This window comes from Saxibacter everestensis, from assembly GCF_025787225.1.
GTDB lineage: Bacteria > Actinomycetota > Actinomycetes > Actinomycetales > Brevibacteriaceae > Saxibacter > Saxibacter everestensis.
Genome location: NZ_CP090958.1, coordinates 577,262 through 594,151, shown reverse-complemented (window position 1 = coordinate 594,151; position 16,890 = coordinate 577,262). Strand labels below are relative to the sequence as shown.

Annotated in this window: 32 protein-coding genes and 1 pseudogene; all 33 read right to left on the bottom strand. The window is 62.5% G+C overall.

Translation table 11 applies throughout. The features are described 5' to 3' along the window. Nucleotides 1-7 precede the first annotated feature (7 nt). On the bottom strand, nt 8-397 hold the full coding sequence (locus LWF01_RS02960; protein ID WP_349639552.1) for a hypothetical protein: 390 nt from the start codon (nt 395-397) through the stop codon (nt 8-10). Nucleotides 398-399: 2 nt separating this feature from the next. Continuing rightward, complete coding sequence (locus tag LWF01_RS02955; protein WP_349639551.1) at nt 400-555, bottom strand: hypothetical protein; 156 nt, start codon at nt 553-555, stop codon at nt 400-402. A gap of 74 nt (nt 556-629) precedes the next feature. Then, the gene (locus LWF01_RS02950) at nt 630-1,604 is read right to left on the bottom strand and encodes a major capsid protein (protein ID WP_349639550.1); all 975 of its coding nucleotides are present in this window, start codon (nt 1,602-1,604) and stop codon (nt 630-632) included. Nucleotides 1,605-1,619: 15 nt separating this feature from the next. Next, a complete protein-coding gene (locus tag LWF01_RS02945) occupies nt 1,620-1,970 on the bottom strand; it encodes a hypothetical protein (protein ID WP_349639549.1) in 351 nt (116 codons plus the stop codon). A gap of 9 nt (nt 1,971-1,979) precedes the next feature. Continuing rightward, nucleotides 1,980-2,510: a capsid assembly scaffolding protein Gp46 family protein gene (locus LWF01_RS02940; RefSeq protein ID WP_349639548.1), complete on the bottom strand. Its 531-nt coding sequence runs from the start codon at nt 2,508-2,510 to the stop codon at nt 1,980-1,982. 93 nt (nt 2,511-2,603) lie between these two features. After that, nucleotides 2,604-3,251, bottom strand: a complete 648-nt coding sequence (locus LWF01_RS02935) for a VG15 protein (protein ID WP_349639547.1) — start codon at nt 3,249-3,251, stop codon at nt 2,604-2,606. After that, nucleotides 3,251-3,427, bottom strand: a complete 177-nt coding sequence (locus LWF01_RS02930) for a hypothetical protein (RefSeq protein WP_349639546.1) — start codon at nt 3,425-3,427, stop codon at nt 3,251-3,253. Before LWF01_RS02930 ends, LWF01_RS02935 begins: the two co-directional genes overlap by 1 nt. Then, nucleotides 3,424-4,734, bottom strand: coding sequence for a hypothetical protein (locus tag LWF01_RS02925; protein ID WP_349639545.1), 1,311 nt, complete (start codon nt 4,732-4,734; stop codon nt 3,424-3,426). The genes LWF01_RS02930 and LWF01_RS02925 overlap by 4 nt, the downstream gene beginning before the upstream one ends. A gap of 86 nt (nt 4,735-4,820) precedes the next feature. Next, entirely contained in the window at nt 4,821-6,278 is a 1,458-nt protein-coding gene (locus tag LWF01_RS02920) for a hypothetical protein (RefSeq protein WP_349639544.1), read from the bottom strand. Nucleotides 6,279-6,282: 4 nt separating this feature from the next. Continuing rightward, nucleotides 6,283-6,618, bottom strand: a complete 336-nt coding sequence (locus LWF01_RS02915) for a hypothetical protein (RefSeq protein WP_349639543.1) — start codon at nt 6,616-6,618, stop codon at nt 6,283-6,285. Nucleotides 6,619-6,806: 188 nt separating this feature from the next. Beyond that, entirely contained in the window at nt 6,807-7,070 is a 264-nt protein-coding gene (locus LWF01_RS02910; protein WP_349639542.1) for a hypothetical protein, read from the bottom strand. Between the two features lie 346 nt (nt 7,071-7,416). Further along, a complete protein-coding gene (locus tag LWF01_RS02905) occupies nt 7,417-7,647 on the bottom strand; it encodes a hypothetical protein (RefSeq protein WP_349639541.1) in 231 nt (76 codons plus the stop codon). A gap of 95 nt (nt 7,648-7,742) precedes the next feature. Further along, nucleotides 7,743-8,033, bottom strand: a complete 291-nt coding sequence (locus tag LWF01_RS02900; RefSeq protein ID WP_349639540.1) for a helix-turn-helix domain-containing protein — start codon at nt 8,031-8,033, stop codon at nt 7,743-7,745. After that, the gene (locus tag LWF01_RS02895; RefSeq protein WP_349639539.1) at nt 8,030-8,230 is read right to left on the bottom strand and encodes a hypothetical protein; all 201 of its coding nucleotides are present in this window, start codon (nt 8,228-8,230) and stop codon (nt 8,030-8,032) included. Before LWF01_RS02895 ends, LWF01_RS02900 begins: the two co-directional genes overlap by 4 nt. Then, nucleotides 8,227-8,529, bottom strand: coding sequence for a hypothetical protein (locus LWF01_RS02890; protein ID WP_349639538.1), 303 nt, complete (start codon nt 8,527-8,529; stop codon nt 8,227-8,229). Before LWF01_RS02890 ends, LWF01_RS02895 begins: the two co-directional genes overlap by 4 nt. Then, a complete protein-coding gene (locus LWF01_RS02885) occupies nt 8,526-9,200 on the bottom strand; it encodes a hypothetical protein (protein WP_349639537.1) in 675 nt (224 codons plus the stop codon). Before LWF01_RS02885 ends, LWF01_RS02890 begins: the two co-directional genes overlap by 4 nt. Continuing rightward, entirely contained in the window at nt 9,197-9,580 is a 384-nt protein-coding gene (locus LWF01_RS02880) for a hypothetical protein (protein ID WP_349639536.1), read from the bottom strand. Before LWF01_RS02880 ends, LWF01_RS02885 begins: the two co-directional genes overlap by 4 nt. A 230-nt stretch (nt 9,581-9,810) precedes the next feature. After that, on the bottom strand, nt 9,811-9,939 hold the full coding sequence (locus LWF01_RS02875) for a hypothetical protein (RefSeq protein ID WP_349639535.1): 129 nt from the start codon (nt 9,937-9,939) through the stop codon (nt 9,811-9,813). After that, nucleotides 9,939-10,334, bottom strand: a complete 396-nt coding sequence (locus LWF01_RS02870) for a hypothetical protein (RefSeq protein ID WP_349639534.1) — start codon at nt 10,332-10,334, stop codon at nt 9,939-9,941. Before LWF01_RS02870 ends, LWF01_RS02875 begins: the two co-directional genes overlap by 1 nt. Further along, nucleotides 10,334-10,504, bottom strand: coding sequence for a hypothetical protein (locus LWF01_RS02865; protein WP_349639533.1), 171 nt, complete (start codon nt 10,502-10,504; stop codon nt 10,334-10,336). Before LWF01_RS02865 ends, LWF01_RS02870 begins: the two co-directional genes overlap by 1 nt. Then, the gene (locus tag LWF01_RS02860; protein WP_349639532.1) at nt 10,497-10,835 is read right to left on the bottom strand and encodes a hypothetical protein; all 339 of its coding nucleotides are present in this window, start codon (nt 10,833-10,835) and stop codon (nt 10,497-10,499) included. The genes LWF01_RS02865 and LWF01_RS02860 overlap by 8 nt, the downstream gene beginning before the upstream one ends. Next, nucleotides 10,832-10,981: a hypothetical protein gene (locus LWF01_RS02855; protein ID WP_349639531.1), complete on the bottom strand. Its 150-nt coding sequence runs from the start codon at nt 10,979-10,981 to the stop codon at nt 10,832-10,834. The genes LWF01_RS02860 and LWF01_RS02855 overlap by 4 nt, the downstream gene beginning before the upstream one ends. Beyond that, nucleotides 10,978-11,229 (bottom strand): hypothetical protein, encoded by a 252-nt coding sequence (locus tag LWF01_RS02850; protein ID WP_349639530.1) that lies wholly within the window; start codon nt 11,227-11,229, stop codon nt 10,978-10,980. Before LWF01_RS02850 ends, LWF01_RS02855 begins: the two co-directional genes overlap by 4 nt. Further along, the gene (locus LWF01_RS02845; RefSeq protein WP_349639529.1) at nt 11,226-11,621 is read right to left on the bottom strand and encodes a hypothetical protein; all 396 of its coding nucleotides are present in this window, start codon (nt 11,619-11,621) and stop codon (nt 11,226-11,228) included. The genes LWF01_RS02850 and LWF01_RS02845 overlap by 4 nt, the downstream gene beginning before the upstream one ends. After that, nucleotides 11,618-11,923 carry a hypothetical protein gene (locus tag LWF01_RS02840; RefSeq protein WP_349639528.1) on the bottom strand — a complete coding sequence of 102 codons (306 nt, stop codon included), beginning with the start codon at nt 11,921-11,923 and terminating at the stop codon, nt 11,618-11,620. The genes LWF01_RS02845 and LWF01_RS02840 overlap by 4 nt, the downstream gene beginning before the upstream one ends. After that, nucleotides 11,920-12,354, bottom strand: coding sequence for a hypothetical protein (locus tag LWF01_RS02835; protein WP_349639527.1), 435 nt, complete (start codon nt 12,352-12,354; stop codon nt 11,920-11,922). The genes LWF01_RS02840 and LWF01_RS02835 overlap by 4 nt, the downstream gene beginning before the upstream one ends. Next, a complete protein-coding gene (locus LWF01_RS02830; RefSeq protein ID WP_349639526.1) occupies nt 12,351-12,740 on the bottom strand; it encodes a hypothetical protein in 390 nt (129 codons plus the stop codon). Before LWF01_RS02830 ends, LWF01_RS02835 begins: the two co-directional genes overlap by 4 nt. Then, nucleotides 12,721-13,224 (bottom strand): single-stranded DNA-binding protein, encoded by a 504-nt coding sequence (locus LWF01_RS02825; protein ID WP_349639525.1) that lies wholly within the window; start codon nt 13,222-13,224, stop codon nt 12,721-12,723. The genes LWF01_RS02830 and LWF01_RS02825 overlap by 20 nt, the downstream gene beginning before the upstream one ends. A 34-nt stretch (nt 13,225-13,258) precedes the next feature. Further along, nucleotides 13,259-13,798 carry an HNH endonuclease gene (locus LWF01_RS02820; RefSeq protein WP_349639524.1) on the bottom strand — a complete coding sequence of 180 codons (540 nt, stop codon included), beginning with the start codon at nt 13,796-13,798 and terminating at the stop codon, nt 13,259-13,261. Beyond that, nucleotides 13,795-14,982 (bottom strand): AAA family ATPase, encoded by a 1,188-nt coding sequence (locus LWF01_RS02815; protein ID WP_349639523.1) that lies wholly within the window; start codon nt 14,980-14,982, stop codon nt 13,795-13,797. Before LWF01_RS02815 ends, LWF01_RS02820 begins: the two co-directional genes overlap by 4 nt. Before the next feature lie 38 nt (nt 14,983-15,020). Further along, on the bottom strand, nt 15,021-15,770 hold the full coding sequence (locus LWF01_RS02810; RefSeq protein ID WP_349639522.1) for a hypothetical protein: 750 nt from the start codon (nt 15,768-15,770) through the stop codon (nt 15,021-15,023). A 150-nt stretch (nt 15,771-15,920) separates the two neighbouring features. Next, nucleotides 15,921-16,445, bottom strand: a complete 525-nt coding sequence (locus LWF01_RS02805) for a hypothetical protein (RefSeq protein WP_349639521.1) — start codon at nt 16,443-16,445, stop codon at nt 15,921-15,923. A gap of 26 nt (nt 16,446-16,471) precedes the next feature. Then, a pseudogene (locus LWF01_RS19240) lies at nt 16,472-16,528 on the bottom strand (hypothetical protein); the annotation flags it as partial. Nucleotides 16,529-16,890: the final 362 nt, after the last annotated feature.

Genomic DNA, 16,890 nt, shown 5'->3' with positions numbered 1-16,890 from the left:
AAGCGGCTCACGGCCAACCACCCGGCACAGTCGAAACCGTGTAAGCCTTCCCAGCGGTCTTACGCCCGGAAAGGTCACGCCGGTCGGCGTCCGTCAAATACAGTTCCCCCGGGTTGTCCCCGCCGTACGTTTCCGACTGGGAATACGGGCCCGTCGTTTCCTGCACTTGCCGGATACCTTCCGGGTTGCGGATCACCCTAATGACCATCCGAGCGATCACCCGCACCACACGGTTCTTCGGGACCGTGTCAGGGACCAGAGTGTTCATCGTCGGGAACTCACCGAGGATCACGTCCTCCGCGTCCTCGATCAGGGTCGTGAGCTGCTGGTCGGTGACAGGTAGCGGGTCGCCCCCGATCCAGCGGGCTTTGACATCCCCCGGTTCCGCCCACGCCACGGCTATTCCTCTTTACGGGAACGCCGGCGCTTCGCTGGCTCAGCTGACTCGACCAGGTGCGGGCCGACCGTAACTTCGTCAGGTATCTCGTCCCCGGCGTACAGAACATGGTTACCCACATACACTGCGCCGATCAGGTCTTCACGTATTTTCGCCACAACAGAAACTCCCTCGAAGAGGTAGAAGGGCGTGGGGACCAGCCGGTTAAATCAGCCGGTCCCCACGCTGATCCTTAAAGGACCCTCGCTGCCAACGACAGGTTCGGGTCACCGAGGATCGGGAGAGCGATCGCGTTCGCACGAACCCACTTCGTCGCCGGGTCGTCCGCGTTATAGGCACCGACGACCATGCCCGGCAGGTCTCCACCGGTCAGGTTGTAACGGGGATCGTCCGCTTCCACGGTTGTGCCCCACACCGTGCCGCCAACACCGGTACCCGCGAAGATCACACGGTCATCCGCGGTAACCCGCGCACCGCCCACGCGACGGTCGTACACGGTCGGGACCGGCAGGCCGTAGCCCGCGATGATCTCGTTCGCGTTGTTCCGCGTGAACACGGTCGGCGCTCCGGCGCCCAGCTGATCGCGGAGCTTTTTCACGAGAGCGGACATCACCCGGGACGACACGAGTATCGAAGTCGGCGCTGTGCCGTTCTCCTCGATATACGCTGCGTTCCACGCCTCCAGGTCATCCAGCGGGCTAGCGCCCGCCGCGCTCCACAGAGTGACCGCGGTGATGGTGAAATCCGCGCGCCGACCGAAATCGACGTTCTGGATGAACCCGTTCTCGTTGATCGCGAGCTTCCCCGTCACCAGCGCTTCACCGCGAGCCCGCTCAGCACGGTCCACAGTCGCCCTCGCCACCTCAGCGGCGAGACGATCCGCAGCGGCCTGCACCGTTTCCGGTGAATTCGCGGAACGGCGGCGTAGCTGGTCGTACTCGGAGAACCTCTTCTTCAGGCCGAGTGGGGCCAGCCGCGCGGTCTTCTGCTCCACGCCAGGAGCGTTCCCAATCGGGGTTTCCGCGTCGAACGAACGGTATTCGGCCACGTCGGTGACCTTCTCCCCGACGTTCCACGAGAACACCACGTCATCGACGGGGATGTTCGGGAGCAGCGCGGCCAGGGAACCCTGGTCGTATGTTTCAGCTGTTTCCCTCGCGAACCCGGTCAGATCGGCAGGGTTGATTATGTCAGTCCACAATTCCATGAGTCAGCCCTCCAATCAGACGAAGATGAACGCGCCGGGGTTTGCCGGCACGGCGAATGCAACGGGCAGCCGGGATGTGATGATCCGGCCATGGTCGATCAGCGGGGCGACAGCGTCACCGCGGCTGACGTTCGTCGGGTTCAGCACGAAACCAGCCAGTGTCTGGCCGGCTGCCGCCGTGTAGGCGACGTACTTCTCTCCGGACTTCGCGACAGGTGTGCCGCCCTTGACGACGCCGTCCGTTGCACCGGCGAAACCGGTCGCGTCGAGCGTCACAGTTCGCGCGGTGGACACGCCGCGCCGAGAGCCCAGCCACGCGTCATGAGCGCCGCCGAACGTCTCGCTACTAATCGAAAGATTAGTCATCATTGCTCCTTACGAAACTTGTTTTTGGGTGGCGCGAGCACGCTCACGCCCTGAGTCGAGCGACGACACTTGAGGGTTGGGGTTGCCGGTACCGGCTGTTGGGACATAGCCGGGCAGCCGGTCCTGTTTCCCTCGCCAATCCAGGAGTTCGTCAGCAGACGCCAACAGTTCGTCTTCGGTGGTCCCGGTCAACGCGCTCACGGGGACGCCCTTCGAGCTGGCGATCCGGGTCTTCAGAACCTCGCGGTCCTTGAGGGACAACTTTTCTTCGAGGTCCGCCAGCTGCTTGCGCAGCGTCTCGCGTTCCTCGTCGCGCCGCTGTTCGTCGGTTTTCTTCGACTCTTCAAGCTCTTCGAGCTTCCTGGCCTTAGCGGCGAGGTCGTCGTAATCCGAGAACTTGGCCCGTTCCCTCTCGATCCGTTTCTGGATGATCCGGTCCAGCTCTTCCTGCGATTCAGGAGCGTTGAACTCCTGCTTCTCCGGCTGCTGGTTGTCGTCGTGTTCTCCCGCTGTAGCGGTGTCGTCACCTTTTTCAGGCATGACCGTTCCTCCAAGATGGGTTGGCCTCTTGTGGGCCGTTGATGACCGTCCAAGCCGGTGGACGTTGCCGCTTCGCGGGAGAACCGCGGAAGATTACTGGGTTAGGCCTTGCTTCTTGGCCTGTCGGGCTGCGTACGCCTCATACAGGGCGTCGGGGTCGTATCCGTCGGGTAGGTCCGCTTCCGACGCCACGGCAACCGGGGCACAGTTGCATAGGTCGTGGTAGTCGTTTCCTTCACCGCCAGCGTTGCGGCGGGAGGCGTAGACCGCACCCCGGGACGCCATGTCCAGGCAGAAATCGCAGGTGTCCATTCCGGACGGGACACGGGCGTACGTCGCGCCACGTGTCACCCGGGTGGACTCGTGGATCACATCCCGGCCCTGCTGCTTCACGTGCCGGGACAGAGCCCCCGACAAGTGCGCTAGCGCATCCTCCGGCACACCATCGAAGAGAGGACCGAGAGCCCAGCGGGTGGATGCCTGAACCCTCAAGCCGTCCACGCCCGCGCCCAAGGCAGGGGTGACACTCATGATCTCTTCGAAGTACTCTGCCGCGAGCGCGGCTGCGACCGCCCCGTAGCGTGCCGCGAGAAGCGGCGTCACCCCGAGGAGCGAATCCCGTACCGTGATCGGGTTCGCCAGGTCCAGGCCCGCCCACAGCCGCCGTAGGTCCCGTCCCAGTAGTTCCTCGATCCGCCGGTTGCCTGCCACGAACCGCGCGACCTGGGCTTGGGTGGCCATCACCGGTCCTCAAGCTTCACGGCGACGGCCTCAGGGAGCCGCAGGGCTACCGGGGTGGCACCCGTGAACTTCACGCCTGGGAGACTGATCCGGTTAGCGGCGTCAGCTGGGTCAACCCCGGCACGTACGGCAATGCCCAGAGCGTCGAAGCGAACCTTCAGGTCATCGGAGGTCATTGCCCCCCCGATCCAGTAGGAGCGTCTTGAGCTAGGAGGTTCTGCAACTGCGACTGACCGGCCAGTCGGGCGTTTTCGGTCGCGAACCGCTCTGCTTCCTCCGGCGTGATCGGCAGCTGATCCAGCGTCGCCCTGCTCCCTGGCTGGAAATTCCCTGACGAAACCTGCTGCGCCACGAACTGCGACTGCTCGGTGATCGATTGCGAGCGGGGGTCCTCCCATCGGGATTTCAACCCGCGGAGTTCCTGCTCCGGTACCTCACCGTGGCGAAGAGTCAACACGTCACGCGCCAGTTGTTCCCGGCCCATACCCAGCGACGGGAACTGCCCCCTCGCGATCCGCACCAAATCGATCTCGTTGGCGTGGATCGCGTCAGCCGACGTTGGGTTCGAATCCTGCATCACACCCAGATACGACAGTGGGATGCCCGTCTCTCCGGACGCCATCTGAGCGATCATCCGCAGCTGGTCGTTGTGCGGCTGCATCGTCATTTGTGGGAGTGTTTTCAAGTCCGGCCGGTGCCGTTCACCGGTCAGCTCGTCCTCTTCATCAGGGATCGCCCACACCGCTCCGATGATCGCCGCCCACGCAGGCCGGAGGTTCCCGTCCTGGTCAACGAACACCGACTCGTCGGCGCCTAACAGGGACTGCCGGGGCGCGCTGTAAAACTCGGCCGACACTTCCTCCCGGAGCAGGGTCCGCACCGCGGCGTCCGTGTACCCCATCAGGGGACGTGTCACCCGGGACGAGCCGAACGGTTTCTCGATCGACGCGTTATGCACGTACGGGGTGCACAGCACCCTGCTGGACGCGGTAGCGTACTCGTCTTCCACCATCCAGCCCGACGGCCGGCGGACACACACCAGCACCCTGCCCGGCAGATACAGGTTGACCCGGGTGCCGCCCAGCAGCTCCAGCGCCGACGTGATCCGTCGTGACCTGGGGTCCATTTCCGCCGACGCCGACAGTGCCGTGCGCGCTGTCACAAGCTCTTCCGGCTCCCCGACAGTGGTGTCACCGCGGCTGGTGAACACGAAACTCACGCCATGCTTCACCGCGGCGTCGATCGCCGTCCGCTCCACGTACTCCATCTGGTTCGACCCGAAAACGTCGTCAAGGTCGTCGATCAGCGTCGATGTGGACGGGAGGCTGAACCCTCGCGGGAGCAGACGGGCTGAAAGAACCTCGCAAGCTTTCGCAGGCCATCCCACCACCAGCTGGAACGATTCCATCCCCGGGGGGATCGAGAACCCTAATTTCGTGACCAGCTTCTCACCCGCGACGTACTCCGAACGGAGCCTGTTCATGCGGGCTCGTAACGTGACTTGCGAATACAGGCGGGCCAGTACGTCCTTCTCGTCGTCAGTCAAAGCACGCACCCGGCCACCACCCTCTAAGCGAACACCGATCCGCGGCGTTTCTTCTTCTGCTCTGTGGGTCGGCGTTTTTGCGCCCCGTGGACTGCCAGCGTGACCGCGACCAGCGGGGAAATATCGGTAACAGGGTTTTTCCGCGCCAACCGCCACAACGTGTCCGACATCATCGACTTCTTCGCAGCCTCAACAGCGTCGTCCAGTTCCGTTTGCCCGGCATGCGCCACGTGCCCCGCGTCGATGAGGTCGAACAGTTCCGCGCACGCCTGCCCGTACACGCGGTTGTTCACCGACAACACCCGCACACGGTGCTTCCGGAAATCCCGATCCAACGCGGCAGCAGCACTATCGCCAACCAGGAACACAGGCACGCGACCGCGAGCATCAAGGATCTCCCGCAGCCGGGGTGCGACCCACGCCGTACCATCGCCACGGTCCACAAGTTCCATGTACAGCGAGCCGTCAGCCCGGAACCCTGCGACCCCGATCGACGCCGTCGAACGATCTGGTGGGACATCCACCGCGAAAGCGATGTCGGTCAGCCCTTGATCGGCTGTCCCACCAGATTTCAGCAGCTCATGCAAGTCACCGTCACGACAGTCATGCCAACGAGGGAACAACGGCTCCCCGCCGAGCTTCTCCCAAATCCCCAGCCGCTCCCGCTTGAACTCGTCCTCGCCACCGGCCACATCCATCAGCGAATCCAGTTCGTCCTGGACGTACTCCTCAGAGATCCGGTAACCCAACGCCGGGTTCGCCTCATACCATGCGTCAACATCGCCGATCGTCGCGTCCTCATCGGCGGACCACTCGAAATACGCCAACCGCTCCGACAATCCAGCCCGGCCCTGATCCCGCAACGTCGCCAGATAATCCGAACCGATCTTCCCCGCCGACGATGTGAACCACACCTGAGGATTGCCCTGCATCGACGTGGACGACAACGTCGGCAGCAGCGCGCCAATCTCCCCGGACTTCACCGCGTACGCCTCATCCAGAACCACAAGGTTCCCGGTGAAACCACGACCCGCGTCACCCGACCGGGTCGCATACTCGATGCTGTTACCGTTCGTCAGGTAAATCCCCGGGTTGTTGCCCGTCTTGAACCCGTCGATATCGCGGATCGACTGCCCCGGGCCGTCATACCCAACCACATACTCCGCCAGGGCCGGCACCTGCTTGATCCGCTTCATCAACGCCAGCATCGACTTGTGCGCCGTCCGATACTGGTGCGCCGTATGAACGATCAGTTCCTCACCGAACAGCAGCGACCCCGCAAGCTCCCTAGCCTCAAGGATCGCGTTCTTGCCGTTCTGCCGAGGCACCACCAAACACGTCCGGAACGCCGACCACTTGCCATCTTTGCGTTCACCCAACGCACCCCGCAGCACATACTCCTGCCACGGGTCCAAAACCAACCCAGCGACCGCAGCCAAATCCACGGCGTCATCCGCAGCCGTCGTATGCCACAACGGCACCGACTCAATCCGAGGACGCTGCGAGCCTTTCCGCGCGACGCTGAGCAAGCTGGTCAACGACGCTCACCCCCGGCACAGACTGACTCTCAAGCCGTTTCACCAGCGCCACCAAATCCGCGTACTGCTTCGACAAAGCCGCCATCCCCGTAGGAACACCCGCCCGCATCGTCGCCTTCACAATCCGCAAGTTCTCCCGCGCCTCCACCAGCTCATCCACCGGAGCCTCAGACACAAGAGCCTCAGCAATCGCGAGCTGCACAACCTCCGCCGTCTCCGCCGCCTTACGGTCAACCCGGACCGTCTTCTGATCCCGAGCAGCCTGAGCACACGCCGCATCCACAGGCTCACCATTCCGACGATGTCGGCGATACGCCGCGTACGTCCCACAAGGCTTCAACTCCCGGGCCACCGCCATCACCCCCGGAATGTCAGAAACCCTCCCGTGTCAGACCGCCCTGACACCCTGTGGACAAAATCGCACTATGCGGCCCGAGTGCTTTCGGGTATAGGGGGGAGGGGTATAGGGGGTTAGGGTTCGTCGTCTTCGGGGTCGGTCATCAGGTCAGTTTCGAGTTCCCACGTAGTTCGCTGGAGTAGGCCAAGTGTGCTGTGGGGTGTGGCGTTGTCGGAGACGATGTAGCCGTAGGAGTATCCGACAAGGCCGTCTTCGGTGAATGAGGCTTTGCTGTATCCGATGACGTGGTCGGTGAGGACAGCATCATCGTTCTCGTCTTTGGCTTCGATGTGGGCTTGGATGGCTTCTTTGATGGCGTTCAGGGTTGCTACGCTCATACTGTCCCTCCTGTCACCATCGGGTGGTTGTGTGCGGACGCTGTGTGACGCGTGCCGCGTGTACGTCGATGGGTGTTGCTTGGCGGCGGCTGTTGCAGCTTCGGTGTGCTGGGAGGAGCGGGCCGCGGATGTTCCCGCCGGTGGCTATCGGAGTGACGTGGTCGGCGGTGAAGGACAGTGGGTGTTTCCAGTGTGCTTCGAAGTCGATGGGGCGCTTGCAGATGTGGCAGGGTTCGCCGTTCTTCTGTGCCCGGCGCCGGAGGGCTTTGGCTCGGTCTTGGTATTGCTGGTTATTCCGGGTCATGTTGCTCACCCGCCGGTGCAGTAGATGCATCTTACCCAGCGTTTACGCGACCATGCCTTCGATGCGACCCTTGATGGCTTTCCAGATGCGGCGGCGGTATAGCCAGGATCTGGCCCAGCAGTGCTGGCACACTTCGAGGTCACCAGCGTAGAGGACGCCTGTGTCGGTGATCCCGTGGACAGGGAAGGCGATCATCGTTGTGAGGGCGCACCTGGTGCAGGTGGCATCGATGCGGGTGGGGTCTCCCAGTTCGGGTTCGGTGACGATCCGCATCGAGTCACCTCACCGGCTCATGAGAAACGCCCCGACCGATTAATGGTCGAGGCATTGAGTGGGCAGACCTGTCCTGCAATTTCTAAGGGTACGTTTCATTTCGTGTTTCTGTCAACGAACACGCGGCGAGGGCCACGGTTCGATTGTTCCCGGGCGGCAATGCAATCCATCACGTCCTCGCTCCACACATAGCGGCGGCGGTCAATCGTGACGCACGGAAGTTGTTTGCGAGTAATCCACTTCCGGATGGTGTTGTCACGGAGACCGTAGCGACAGCACGCCTCGCTGAGTGTGAGCAGGTCACCGTGCTGGTCGCGGTATTCCTGGACCCGTTCCTGCTTCTCACGGTCGGTGAGTTTACGGTAAGGCTTGTCTTCGACGGTCATCCGTATTGCGCTTCATACCGATCCGCGGTCTCACGGATGATGCCGATAATTTCCGGGAACGTGAAACTAACTCCCCTTGTGTGCACTCGGGCGAACCCGTCTGCTAGTTCCCGCAGGGTATCTGCTTTGGCTTTAGCCACCATGGCGGCAAGTGCCAGCTCTTCCTCTGTAGGTACGTGTTCCGGGTTCATAGTCATCGTTTCACTAAGTCGTTGTTCGCCGCTGTTACCAGCTCAGTGCTGTCGGATTCTTCGTCTGCTGGCCTGTGGACCATCGTGTAGCGGTTCACTTCAAGCTCAAGGGTGATCAGATGAGGGCGGGGCACGAACTCCGAGTATGGGTTGATGCCGACCAAATGTTCCACCTTCTCCGTCCGGCGCTCTACCTCGTACGTTGCTTCGGTGACGCTGTCCGATGCCAGGATCATGCGTTCACCGTTGCTCATCTCGATGACAATCACAGCGCGGGTAACACTCGGATACTCGAACGGGTTCATGCTGTCCTCTTCTCGAAGTCGTGGGCGATGTACCCGCAGGACCGGCAGGACACGAGGGCGGGTTCCTCAAACTGTTCGGGTGGCCGCATCCACAGGTTGAGGCGGGCACAGTTGCGGCATTTACCGCCGGGAAAATGTCGTTCTCGGTCGGTGATGGGCCAGCGGGCTTTCGCTGTCGGGATGACCGCCCGCAACTGTTCGGCGAGGTCGGCAATGTCGGGTAGCTCGCTGATTTCGCGGAGGTGACGGCGGAGCCACGAGACAAGGCTACGGGTTTTCCGTCCGGCGTCCTCAGGTTGGGTATACGCTGGCAAGCCCTGCGTGTAGCCCTGGGCCGCCCAAACCGTCTCGACGGGTGGTGGTTGCTGGATAGGGTGCGCTGTCGCGTCACAGGCGATTCTGAGGGTCGTATAGATTTCGTCTGCCACGTCCACGGCGTCCAAGTTGATGGGGGCGGGTGGGTCGGCTTTCCCGGCGCGGGGCATCCCGTCCGCTTTCGGGCTGGACGACGGCACCGTTTCGTGGCGGATGTTCTCCACCAATTCGGCGCAGTCCGCGAGGTCCCGGTTCAGCCACGTCCAGTGGTAGCCGCACAACACCCCATACTCGGCGAGACGTGTGGTTTCCGTGTTCGGGTCGGCGCAGTCAGTGACGATACAGTGCAGGCTCATCGTGGTCGTCTCCGGTTCTGGATGGGTTTCCCTGGTCCGGTGTTGCGGTTACGGCGGGCATCGAGGGCACGCTGACGAACATCGGGCTTTACGTCCGGCTGGCCAACCAGTGCGAAATCGAGCGCAAAGTCATTTTGGGTAACCCGCATAGACCGCTGCACAAGCCGGGTAGCTTCCCTCCTCGAGGCGATCATGTCGGCCCAAGACTGACGGATGTGGGATGAGTAGGCCTCCGATACAGGAGCCCAGTGGAGGTGGTTCCGCCGTCCACCGGACGACAACTGTTCAGGTGGTTCCGGTGTCCAGCGCATCGCGTCATCCGACGTATCCCAGTCTTCGATCGCGCCGTCGATAGCGGCGATCACGTCACGAGTGGTCATGGTTTCCTCCTGTAGCTGGTGCGGCGCGGGGTGCGGGCTTGTCGTGGGCGTAAGGCGGGCTTGATGCCGCGGCGGGCTGTGAGGGTCGCCATCAGCATCTCCTGTGCCCGCACAGGGTGCAGGTCCGGGCGAGGCGGCGTTTATGGCGGCGGATCATCCACCGCACCAGGCGGTGCATGGGTACGGGCCGGCCGCGCGCGGCTTCGTGGTCCAGCCAGGTGGCGATGTCGTCACGCGCCGTCATCGTCATCCCCTTCCGGGTCGCTGAAGTCCTGCCCGCAGTACACGCATTTGCCGGAAACGTTGACCACCACATGGTCGTTTCCGCCGTCCTTGCAGAAGACGAGCTTGAGTGCCATCACTCACCGTCCAGGGCCCGGCGGACCTTGCACGACAGGCAATAGCCGCCGGTTGAGTATCGATTATCAGGCTCTCGGCCTGAATCCGCTTCGCGGCACGAATGCGGACTAACGAAAACCTCACACTCGGGGTGGAGTGCCCGGGCGGCGTCGAGCTTCGCTTGTTGTTCCCGGACCAGGGCCAGCAGCCACGGCACATCCTCCCGGGCAGCAGCCACGAACTCGATGTTCGCCTTAGCCCTCTGCTCGGCATTCTTCCGCTCCACCGGGAACACGAAACCATCAATTTGGGTGTGGGCAACTAGGCCGAATACCTCGCGCGGTTCGGCAAGTTCTGGACTCGCCGCGTCGGCTCGGGTTTGGATCTCGGCCAGCCGGTCCTCGGTAACACTCATCACACTTCATCCCATTCCTGATTCTGGATCGCGCCATGAGCCATATGCCCGGCGGCCTGGCCGATGGAACTCTCGGCTGCCGTTGACCCGAACCCGATCTCGGTGAAGTCTTCCTCGCCGGGTTCACGACTGAGGATCGAGAAGTCAATCCGGTACTCGGTCTCACTCATCGGTCTCGCCCTCTCCGTTCGCTTCGAGGATCGCTATCGCGAGAGCGAGGAGACGAACCAGCATCACAGGGTCTGGCGAGCCACCGTCGTCAGTGGAAGCATCAATCGCAAGGTCCAGCATGGCGAGGATCGCGGGCGCGGCAGCCCGCAGTGACACGACCAGGGCAGCATCTTGGTCCGACATGAACCCCTGAGTGACATACGCTCCGTCCCCGTCCGAATCGACGCCAGCGAGGCCGTGCCCGAACCTGCTCCACGGCCCTTCAGTTGCGGCTTCGATTTGCTCGGCGAGTAGGTTGCGTGCCGCTACCAGCGTCTCCAACGGATTCATCGCTGCACCTTGGATTCCGGGATAGCGGAATGCGACCAATTCGCAACCATCGAATAGTGCACCCACACTCTGTTCAGCGTGACAATCGGATGATTGGCGCGAACGGTGTGGATCGGCTTCCCGCAGGCAACACACTTTTCGCTCATGGTTTCGTCTCCTCGTCGTCGTCGTACCGCTCACGTGAATCCGCTGGTACCTCGTTCACGTTTCCGGTGGTTTCGTGAATGCCCCTACGGGCCACGCCGACCAGCCTTGGTGGCGGGTCTCGCCTCGCGCAGTCGTACACGTCCGCGCACAGGATGTGCCCTCGGTCGCACCGCCGCCATGTCGGCTCGATCATCTGCGGCGGCAGTGGCTTTGCGGTCGAGTACTCGCGGAGCATTGGGGCCATCACTGGCCGTCCTTCCGGTACGGGTTGTCGGCTTGTTCTAGCTCGCCCTCTTGGTCAAGGACGCCGCGGTGGTAGCCCTCGTCCCACGCTGTCGCTTGGTCCTTTTGCTCCAATCTGAGCCGCAGGTTGGCCATGCGGAGATCCTGGATACGCCGGGTCTTCGCGGCCTCGATCCCGTCAGCGTCCGACGACCGGAACAGAGACCGGGTTTCTGCATATGCCCGGTCGAGTTCCAACCTGAGTCGTGCGTTTTCGTCCCGTAGCCGCTCCACCTCCGCGGCCAGGTCGTCGACATCAGCTGAGGACTTTTCTGCGTTGCTCCGGTTGATCGCTGCACCGTGGTTCTCGGTGGCTCGTTTCCGGCGGCGACGGATCGAATCGAGGTCCAGGCTCATGGCTGGTTGCCACCTGCTTCTCGCGGGTCGTCGGCTTCGACCTCGACGGGGTGGGCTTCGGTGAGGTCGGCGGGGACGACGACGATCGCTTCGGGCTCTAGCGGGTCGAAAGCACCGACCGGGATCCGGAGAGTGACCTTGACGAGGACCGTGTCTGGTTGGGGTTTGGTTGGCCGTCCCTGCGTCGAGCCAACGACCTTCGCGGTTTGGACCGGATACTTACCATCGCTGGCCCTCCACCGCGTTCGCTCGCCCTTGACCTGCAGGTAGACGGGCGCATCCACATAACCGTTGCTGTTCATGTTTTGTCTCCGATCAGTGCGTCAATCACGGCACCAGCGTCGAGCCGGTAAACCTCTGCGCGGTCGCATTCGCCGTCTGGGCGCTCACAGTGGTCAAGGTGCCGGGCTAGCGTCTCCCCGTGGTCTGCATCGTGCAGGACGTTGGCTACTCGTTCCACGGCTTCCGGTGTGCGCAGCTGCTCCCGTATCGCGTCGGCCATCTTGCGAGCCATATCCGGACGAACGATCGCATCCATATCCCGGACATCCCATCCTTCAAGCACTTCCTCGATGCTCACGGTCCCTGAGCGTCGAGCCGGTAAATCTCGCGCCCGCCAACCACCCATGAATGCCAGCCGCTCAGGGTTCACGCTCTCCCTGGAAAGGTCGATACCCTGCGTCTCAGCCCATGAGCGCCACGCCTCGGCGCGTGCTTTCTCGTCCCCGCTCACTGTCCGTCACCTTCAACCCGCACACCAGCGTCATACAGGCACTCGGCCTCTCGCCGTCGCAACAGTTGCCCCGCGGCACCCGCTTTCTCCCACGGCGGCATGTAACCCCGGAAACCCGAACTTGTCGCTTCCCAGAGCGTGCGCGCCAGCTTCTCGACCTGCTCGGCACGCTCACGATCCGCAGTATTCTGCCGCTCAGCGTTCAGGAACTCGGAAGCAGCCACCATTGCCAACGCGAGCTTCCTGCACTCCGGAGCGTCAACGCTCTTATCCACCACCGCGTCACCCCCGGTAGTCATCAGCCAGCCATCGTCACCATCCCGGTAGATGCCGGGTAGCTCGTCGCGGCGGATCACAACATCGTCATTAGAACGGGGCTGCTGCATCGCTGCCACCTCCAAACGCCTGCTGCTGACTGGCGGGGTTGGAAGCCGCCCACGGGTCATCCACTGGGGTTTGAGCCTGTTGAGGCTGGGAGAACCCGCCCTGACCCTGCTGCTGACCACCACGGGCACTCTTCGTGACCTTCGCCGTCGCGTACCGCAACGACGGGCCAACCTCATCCACGTCCAACTCGATCACAGTCCGCTTCTGCCCGTCCTTCTCGAAGCTCCGGGACTTCAACCGACCCTGAACCACCACCCGCACCCCCCGAGCAAGGGACTCCGCAACATTCTCCGCAGCCTCACGCCACACCGAGCAGCGCATGAACAACGTTTCGCCATCCACCCACTCGTTCCGGCCCTTATCGAACGTCCTCGGAGTGGACGCCACCGTGAAATTCGCGACCGCGCTACCCGACGGCGTGAACCTCAACTCCGGATCACCCGTGAGATTCCCCACGATCGTCACTACCGTTTCCCCAGCCATTACTTTCCCCTCTCCCGTTGAACTGACTTGCTCTTCACAGCACCCACGTCACTGAGGGCACCCACGACACCCCGCACCGGCCGCAGAAGACCGGCAACACGTCCTCCGGGACCGCCTCGCAGTACTCCGCGTAAACATCCGAGTCGGTTTCATCCGGATGCGGATTCTGGCAGTACCAACACGCGACAGCCACACCGAGCCGCTTGGACCCGACCGTCTCGTAGTTCGACCGCTTCTGGTTGCAGTCGAAGCACACGCTGCGTAGGTTGTCCGACCGGTCAGCGGCGACGAGGTCTTCCTTCCGGAACGCCGACCGCGGAATGATGTGATCCACGGCGAACCGGACACGATTCCCGCACAGTAGGCACCACTGCCCGTCCCGCGCATGGATCAGAGCGCGCTTCAACGACGGGATAGGCGTCCGCGGCTCCCGATTACGGACCGGCCAACGCCGACGAGGACGCTTGTTCTCGGCCACCCAATCAGCCAGCGCCTCCCGGAACATCCGGCCTTCCGGTCGCTCCGGTTCCGGTAGCCGGTAGTAGTACGTCAAATCGTCGATACTTGACCTCACCGATCGACCTCCGCCCAGAAATCAGTCGTCACTGGACGATCCAGCAACAACGGGTTCATCCATGGCCATGTCCCGCCCCGGCTGAACTGCTCAGGCCACGCCCGCTCGTCACGGTCACCACGCCACCGCGCTAAATCCACCAACCGCTCCGGGTCACCGGAGTTCCGCGCCAGACCAAACCCGAACTCCGGCCATCCCATCAGCGCCGACGACCCACGCGGACGGAGATCCCGGTATCCTGCAGCGTTCTTCTGATGACCCGCATGGGCTTCAACCACGAGAGCGACCCCACGCTCTCGGATCGTGTCCAACGCATCCAAGACTGGGCCGATGCCCTCCTCGGTATTCACATCACCGCCCGAGAGCTTGTAAAGCGGCCCCACGCAAACCATGTCGGCCTGAGACTCATCGAGCAGCCGGTGAATCGCCCCGAGGTCCGAGTCCTTCGTAACATTCATCCGCGGTGAGCACGCCAACCACACGTTCGACCCGGGATCAGCTGAACCAAGATTCCGGCCCTGCACGACTAGCCGCCTGACTTGCCGCCGCCATTGCGTCTCCGTGTTCTCCGCGTCCACCACCAGCACCCGGATAGGGTCCATCTCGAAAAACTCCGTCGGGTGGATACCCGATGCCGGACACACGGCCATTTGGCGGATGAACGTGGTCTTCCCGGCACCCTCGGCCGCAGTGACCACCACACGGTCACGGCGCTCCAGCAGGCCAGGAACGACCCAGTCGTAGTCGTCTGAGCCTTCCAGCACTTCGTTCAGTACCTTCGCCCTCAACGTGCTCCCGGCACCAGCCGCACTGATCTCCCGCAGCTCCCTCACCACATCTGCGATCGCCACGCTGGGCTCATCTGCCGGGTCAGTGAGGCGCTGTACCGCTCGGGTCGCAACTGTCACGCTCTGCCGGCGGATCGAATCATCACGAACGATGTTTGCGTGATGCGTCACCGACCCAGAATTCTCCGGTGACTGTAGCCACAGACCGATGTCGTTACCCGTGACACCCGGAATCTTCCGCTTATTAACCTCCTGGCCCACGGTGACCACATCGACCGGTGACCCCATGCCTCGTAGCGAGGCGATGATGTTGAACACCTGACCGAGCGACGGGTGAGAGAAGTCCCCAGGCGTGATGACCTCCACCGCGAACCGGATCGAATTCTTATCAGCCACGCACGCCCCAATCACCGAGTGCTCCGCCTCCGTCCCGATCATTGGTACAGGTACGAGTTGATGTTGCGCTGATGCAGTTCTTCAGGGGAGAGCCCCGCCACGGCCCGCAGCTTGGGCTGCCGTTCCTCGGCGTACTGCTGGGCGTTGCGCATCCAGGTTTGCCACGCACGCGTCCAGTCCTTGAACTTCGACCCCTTAGCGGCGTGATGATCCTTGAATTTCTCAGTTTCGAATTCGAGGTTTGTCACAGCCGGTGCGTTGGTCTGAGCCCACACCACCATTTCCTCGGTCACTTCGAAGATGCTTGGGAGTGCGCTCGCGCGCGAACTCCCTTCCTTTCCTTTCCCTTCCTTTCCCTTCCCTTCCCGCAGTGTTTCGTCAGTGAGCAATCCGTGATCGTTCACCGACGGCTCATCACTGCAGGTCAGAGGGGGTTTGAGGGGTGTTGGTCCACCCTTGGGAGGGGGTGGGTAGTCCGACTTCTTCGGCCGGTTGATTTTCTGGTGCTCAGCCCATCCATTCACCTGTAGGAATGAGCGTTCACTGACGGTGTAGTGAGTAATCAGTGACGCATCAGTGAGCGCGATAATGTCCGATTCGACATCTCCAACTGACCGATCATCGAGCGGCCATAATGCCGCCCGAATCAACCGAGGGTCGTAAATGCTCCGGCCCTCATCATCGGAATGTGTCCAAAGACCGATAAAAGTAAGCCGCTGATGCAACGTCAAAGTCGAGACGGTCAGACTAGTGAAGAAACTCGGTTTTATTGTTCTGATTCGCGCCATCTTGTGCCTCCTTTCTGTATCGTTCGAGGTCCGCCATCGACGCCCCATCCAGTGCCGCGTGCACCGCCGCCTCCGTGGCCTCACCCGGCGGCCACCAGCCCGCTATCGACTCCGCGAGCTTCACCCGCCTAGTCCACTCCACACACCACGTCATGCCACCACCTGCGCCATGTTCAGGAGGTGCCTCAGTGCCGCGACAGCCTGCTGCGGGACAACACCGTTACCGAGCGCTTTCAACTGGGGATTCCGAGCGGTTGCGGGCATAAACCCTGTCCGGATCTTCTCGATGACTTCACGGTCGTCATTCCAAATAGCGGGGTCTGTCACCCAGCCGTCGGCGAGGCCCATCATCCACTCGCAAAACTTGGGCGATAAACGATGAGCACCGTTGCGTCCTGTTGGCTCGGTAGGGCTAGGGGCAGGTCTCTCAAGAACGGCTTCCCAGCGGGTTATCGCGGCGGCATAGGGTCCCCAGTTTGTTTCCTCGCGTTCCCGGTGTTCTGAATACTGAGTAGTGCCGCCTTGCACGTCGGTGAGCAGGTTTGGATGCGGCTGTGGCGAGGGTGAAACAATTTGCCGCATATCCTGCACGGCTGGTCCGGTCGGCGCGGGCGGCTCCGCATCCGCTTCTCCCGATCCTCCATCCAATGGAGCTTCAAGTGGCAGCTCGCGCACAGAGTCCTGAGGTTGCTCGGGTCGTTGTTCGCCGGATTCCGGTCCACGTGATGAACGTGAAGGATTTCCTGGGTTCCGCACATCTCGCACACCGCTTTCCGGTGTTTGCGGGCACGCCAATGATTCGCGTCCTTTGTAACTTCCGGTCTCGTGTTCCCGCAGCTCTGGGAGCACGTCCGCCGGGCTAGGAACCGAGTCCGATCCTCTAACCGCTTTCCGTATCGCTTCCGTTCCAGTCGGCTGCCGCAGATCAGGCAGTACCTCTCCGGGTCGGCTTTCGGTGGTAACGGCATCTAGTCCTCCGCCTCGTCCTGTGGGTTCGACGGCTGGACGATACGGCCCCCAGTCGACAGCAGGTCGTGTTCCGTCACGTCCGTTAACGTCGCTCCAGCCCGGGCGTTCGCCTCCTCGCTCCTGTTGGGTGTCCGACCCCGCACGCCGGTTG

Bases quoted from the DNA above. Each gene is read 5' to 3' on its own strand.
- LWF01_RS02810 (WP_349639522.1), bottom strand. From the start codon at position 15,770: ATGGCGCGAATCAGAACAATAAAACCGAGTTTCTTCACTAGTCTGACC.
- LWF01_RS02950 (WP_349639550.1), bottom strand. From the start codon at position 1,604: ATGGAATTGTGGACTGACATAATCAACCCTGCCGATCTGACCGGGTTC.
- LWF01_RS02885 (WP_349639537.1), bottom strand. From the start codon at position 9,200: ATGAGCCTGCACTGTATCGTCACTGACTGCGCCGACCCGAACACGGAA.
- LWF01_RS02940 (WP_349639548.1), bottom strand. From the start codon at position 2,510: ATGCCTGAAAAAGGTGACGACACCGCTACAGCGGGAGAACACGACGAC.
- LWF01_RS02895 (WP_349639539.1), bottom strand. From the start codon at position 8,230: ATGACTATGAACCCGGAACACGTACCTACAGAGGAAGAGCTGGCACTT.
- LWF01_RS02845 (WP_349639529.1), bottom strand. From the start codon at position 11,621: ATGAGCCTGGACCTCGATTCGATCCGTCGCCGCCGGAAACGAGCCACC.
- LWF01_RS02930 (WP_349639546.1), bottom strand. From the start codon at position 3,427: ATGACCTCCGATGACCTGAAGGTTCGCTTCGACGCTCTGGGCATTGCC.
- LWF01_RS02840 (WP_349639528.1), bottom strand. From the start codon at position 11,923: ATGAACAGCAACGGTTATGTGGATGCGCCCGTCTACCTGCAGGTCAAG.
- LWF01_RS02870 (WP_349639534.1), bottom strand. From the start codon at position 10,334: ATGAGTGTTACCGAGGACCGGCTGGCCGAGATCCAAACCCGAGCCGAC.
- LWF01_RS02905 (WP_349639541.1), bottom strand. From the start codon at position 7,647: ATGCGGATCGTCACCGAACCCGAACTGGGAGACCCCACCCGCATCGAT.
- LWF01_RS02860 (WP_349639532.1), bottom strand. From the start codon at position 10,835: ATGAATCCGTTGGAGACGCTGGTAGCGGCACGCAACCTACTCGCCGAG.
- LWF01_RS02865 (WP_349639533.1), bottom strand. From the start codon at position 10,504: ATGAGTGAGACCGAGTACCGGATTGACTTCTCGATCCTCAGTCGTGAA.
- LWF01_RS02890 (WP_349639538.1), bottom strand. From the start codon at position 8,529: ATGAACCCGTTCGAGTATCCGAGTGTTACCCGCGCTGTGATTGTCATC.
- LWF01_RS02825 (WP_349639525.1), bottom strand. From the start codon at position 13,224: ATGGCTGGGGAAACGGTAGTGACGATCGTGGGGAATCTCACGGGTGAT.
- LWF01_RS02830 (WP_349639526.1), bottom strand. From the start codon at position 12,740: ATGCAGCAGCCCCGTTCTAATGACGATGTTGTGATCCGCCGCGACGAG.
- LWF01_RS02900 (WP_349639540.1), bottom strand. From the start codon at position 8,033: ATGACCGTCGAAGACAAGCCTTACCGTAAACTCACCGACCGTGAGAAG.
- LWF01_RS02910 (WP_349639542.1), bottom strand. From the start codon at position 7,070: ATGAGCGTAGCAACCCTGAACGCCATCAAAGAAGCCATCCAAGCCCAC.
- LWF01_RS02935 (WP_349639547.1), bottom strand. From the start codon at position 3,251: ATGGCCACCCAAGCCCAGGTCGCGCGGTTCGTGGCAGGCAACCGGCGG.
- LWF01_RS02880 (WP_349639536.1), bottom strand. From the start codon at position 9,580: ATGACCACTCGTGACGTGATCGCCGCTATCGACGGCGCGATCGAAGAC.
- LWF01_RS02855 (WP_349639531.1), bottom strand. From the start codon at position 10,981: ATGAGCGAAAAGTGTGTTGCCTGCGGGAAGCCGATCCACACCGTTCGC.
- LWF01_RS02925 (WP_349639545.1), bottom strand. From the start codon at position 4,734: ATGAACAGGCTCCGTTCGGAGTACGTCGCGGGTGAGAAGCTGGTCACG.
- LWF01_RS02875 (WP_349639535.1), bottom strand. From the start codon at position 9,939: ATGGCACTCAAGCTCGTCTTCTGCAAGGACGGCGGAAACGACCATGTG.
- LWF01_RS02945 (WP_349639549.1), bottom strand. From the start codon at position 1,970: ATGACTAATCTTTCGATTAGTAGCGAGACGTTCGGCGGCGCTCATGAC.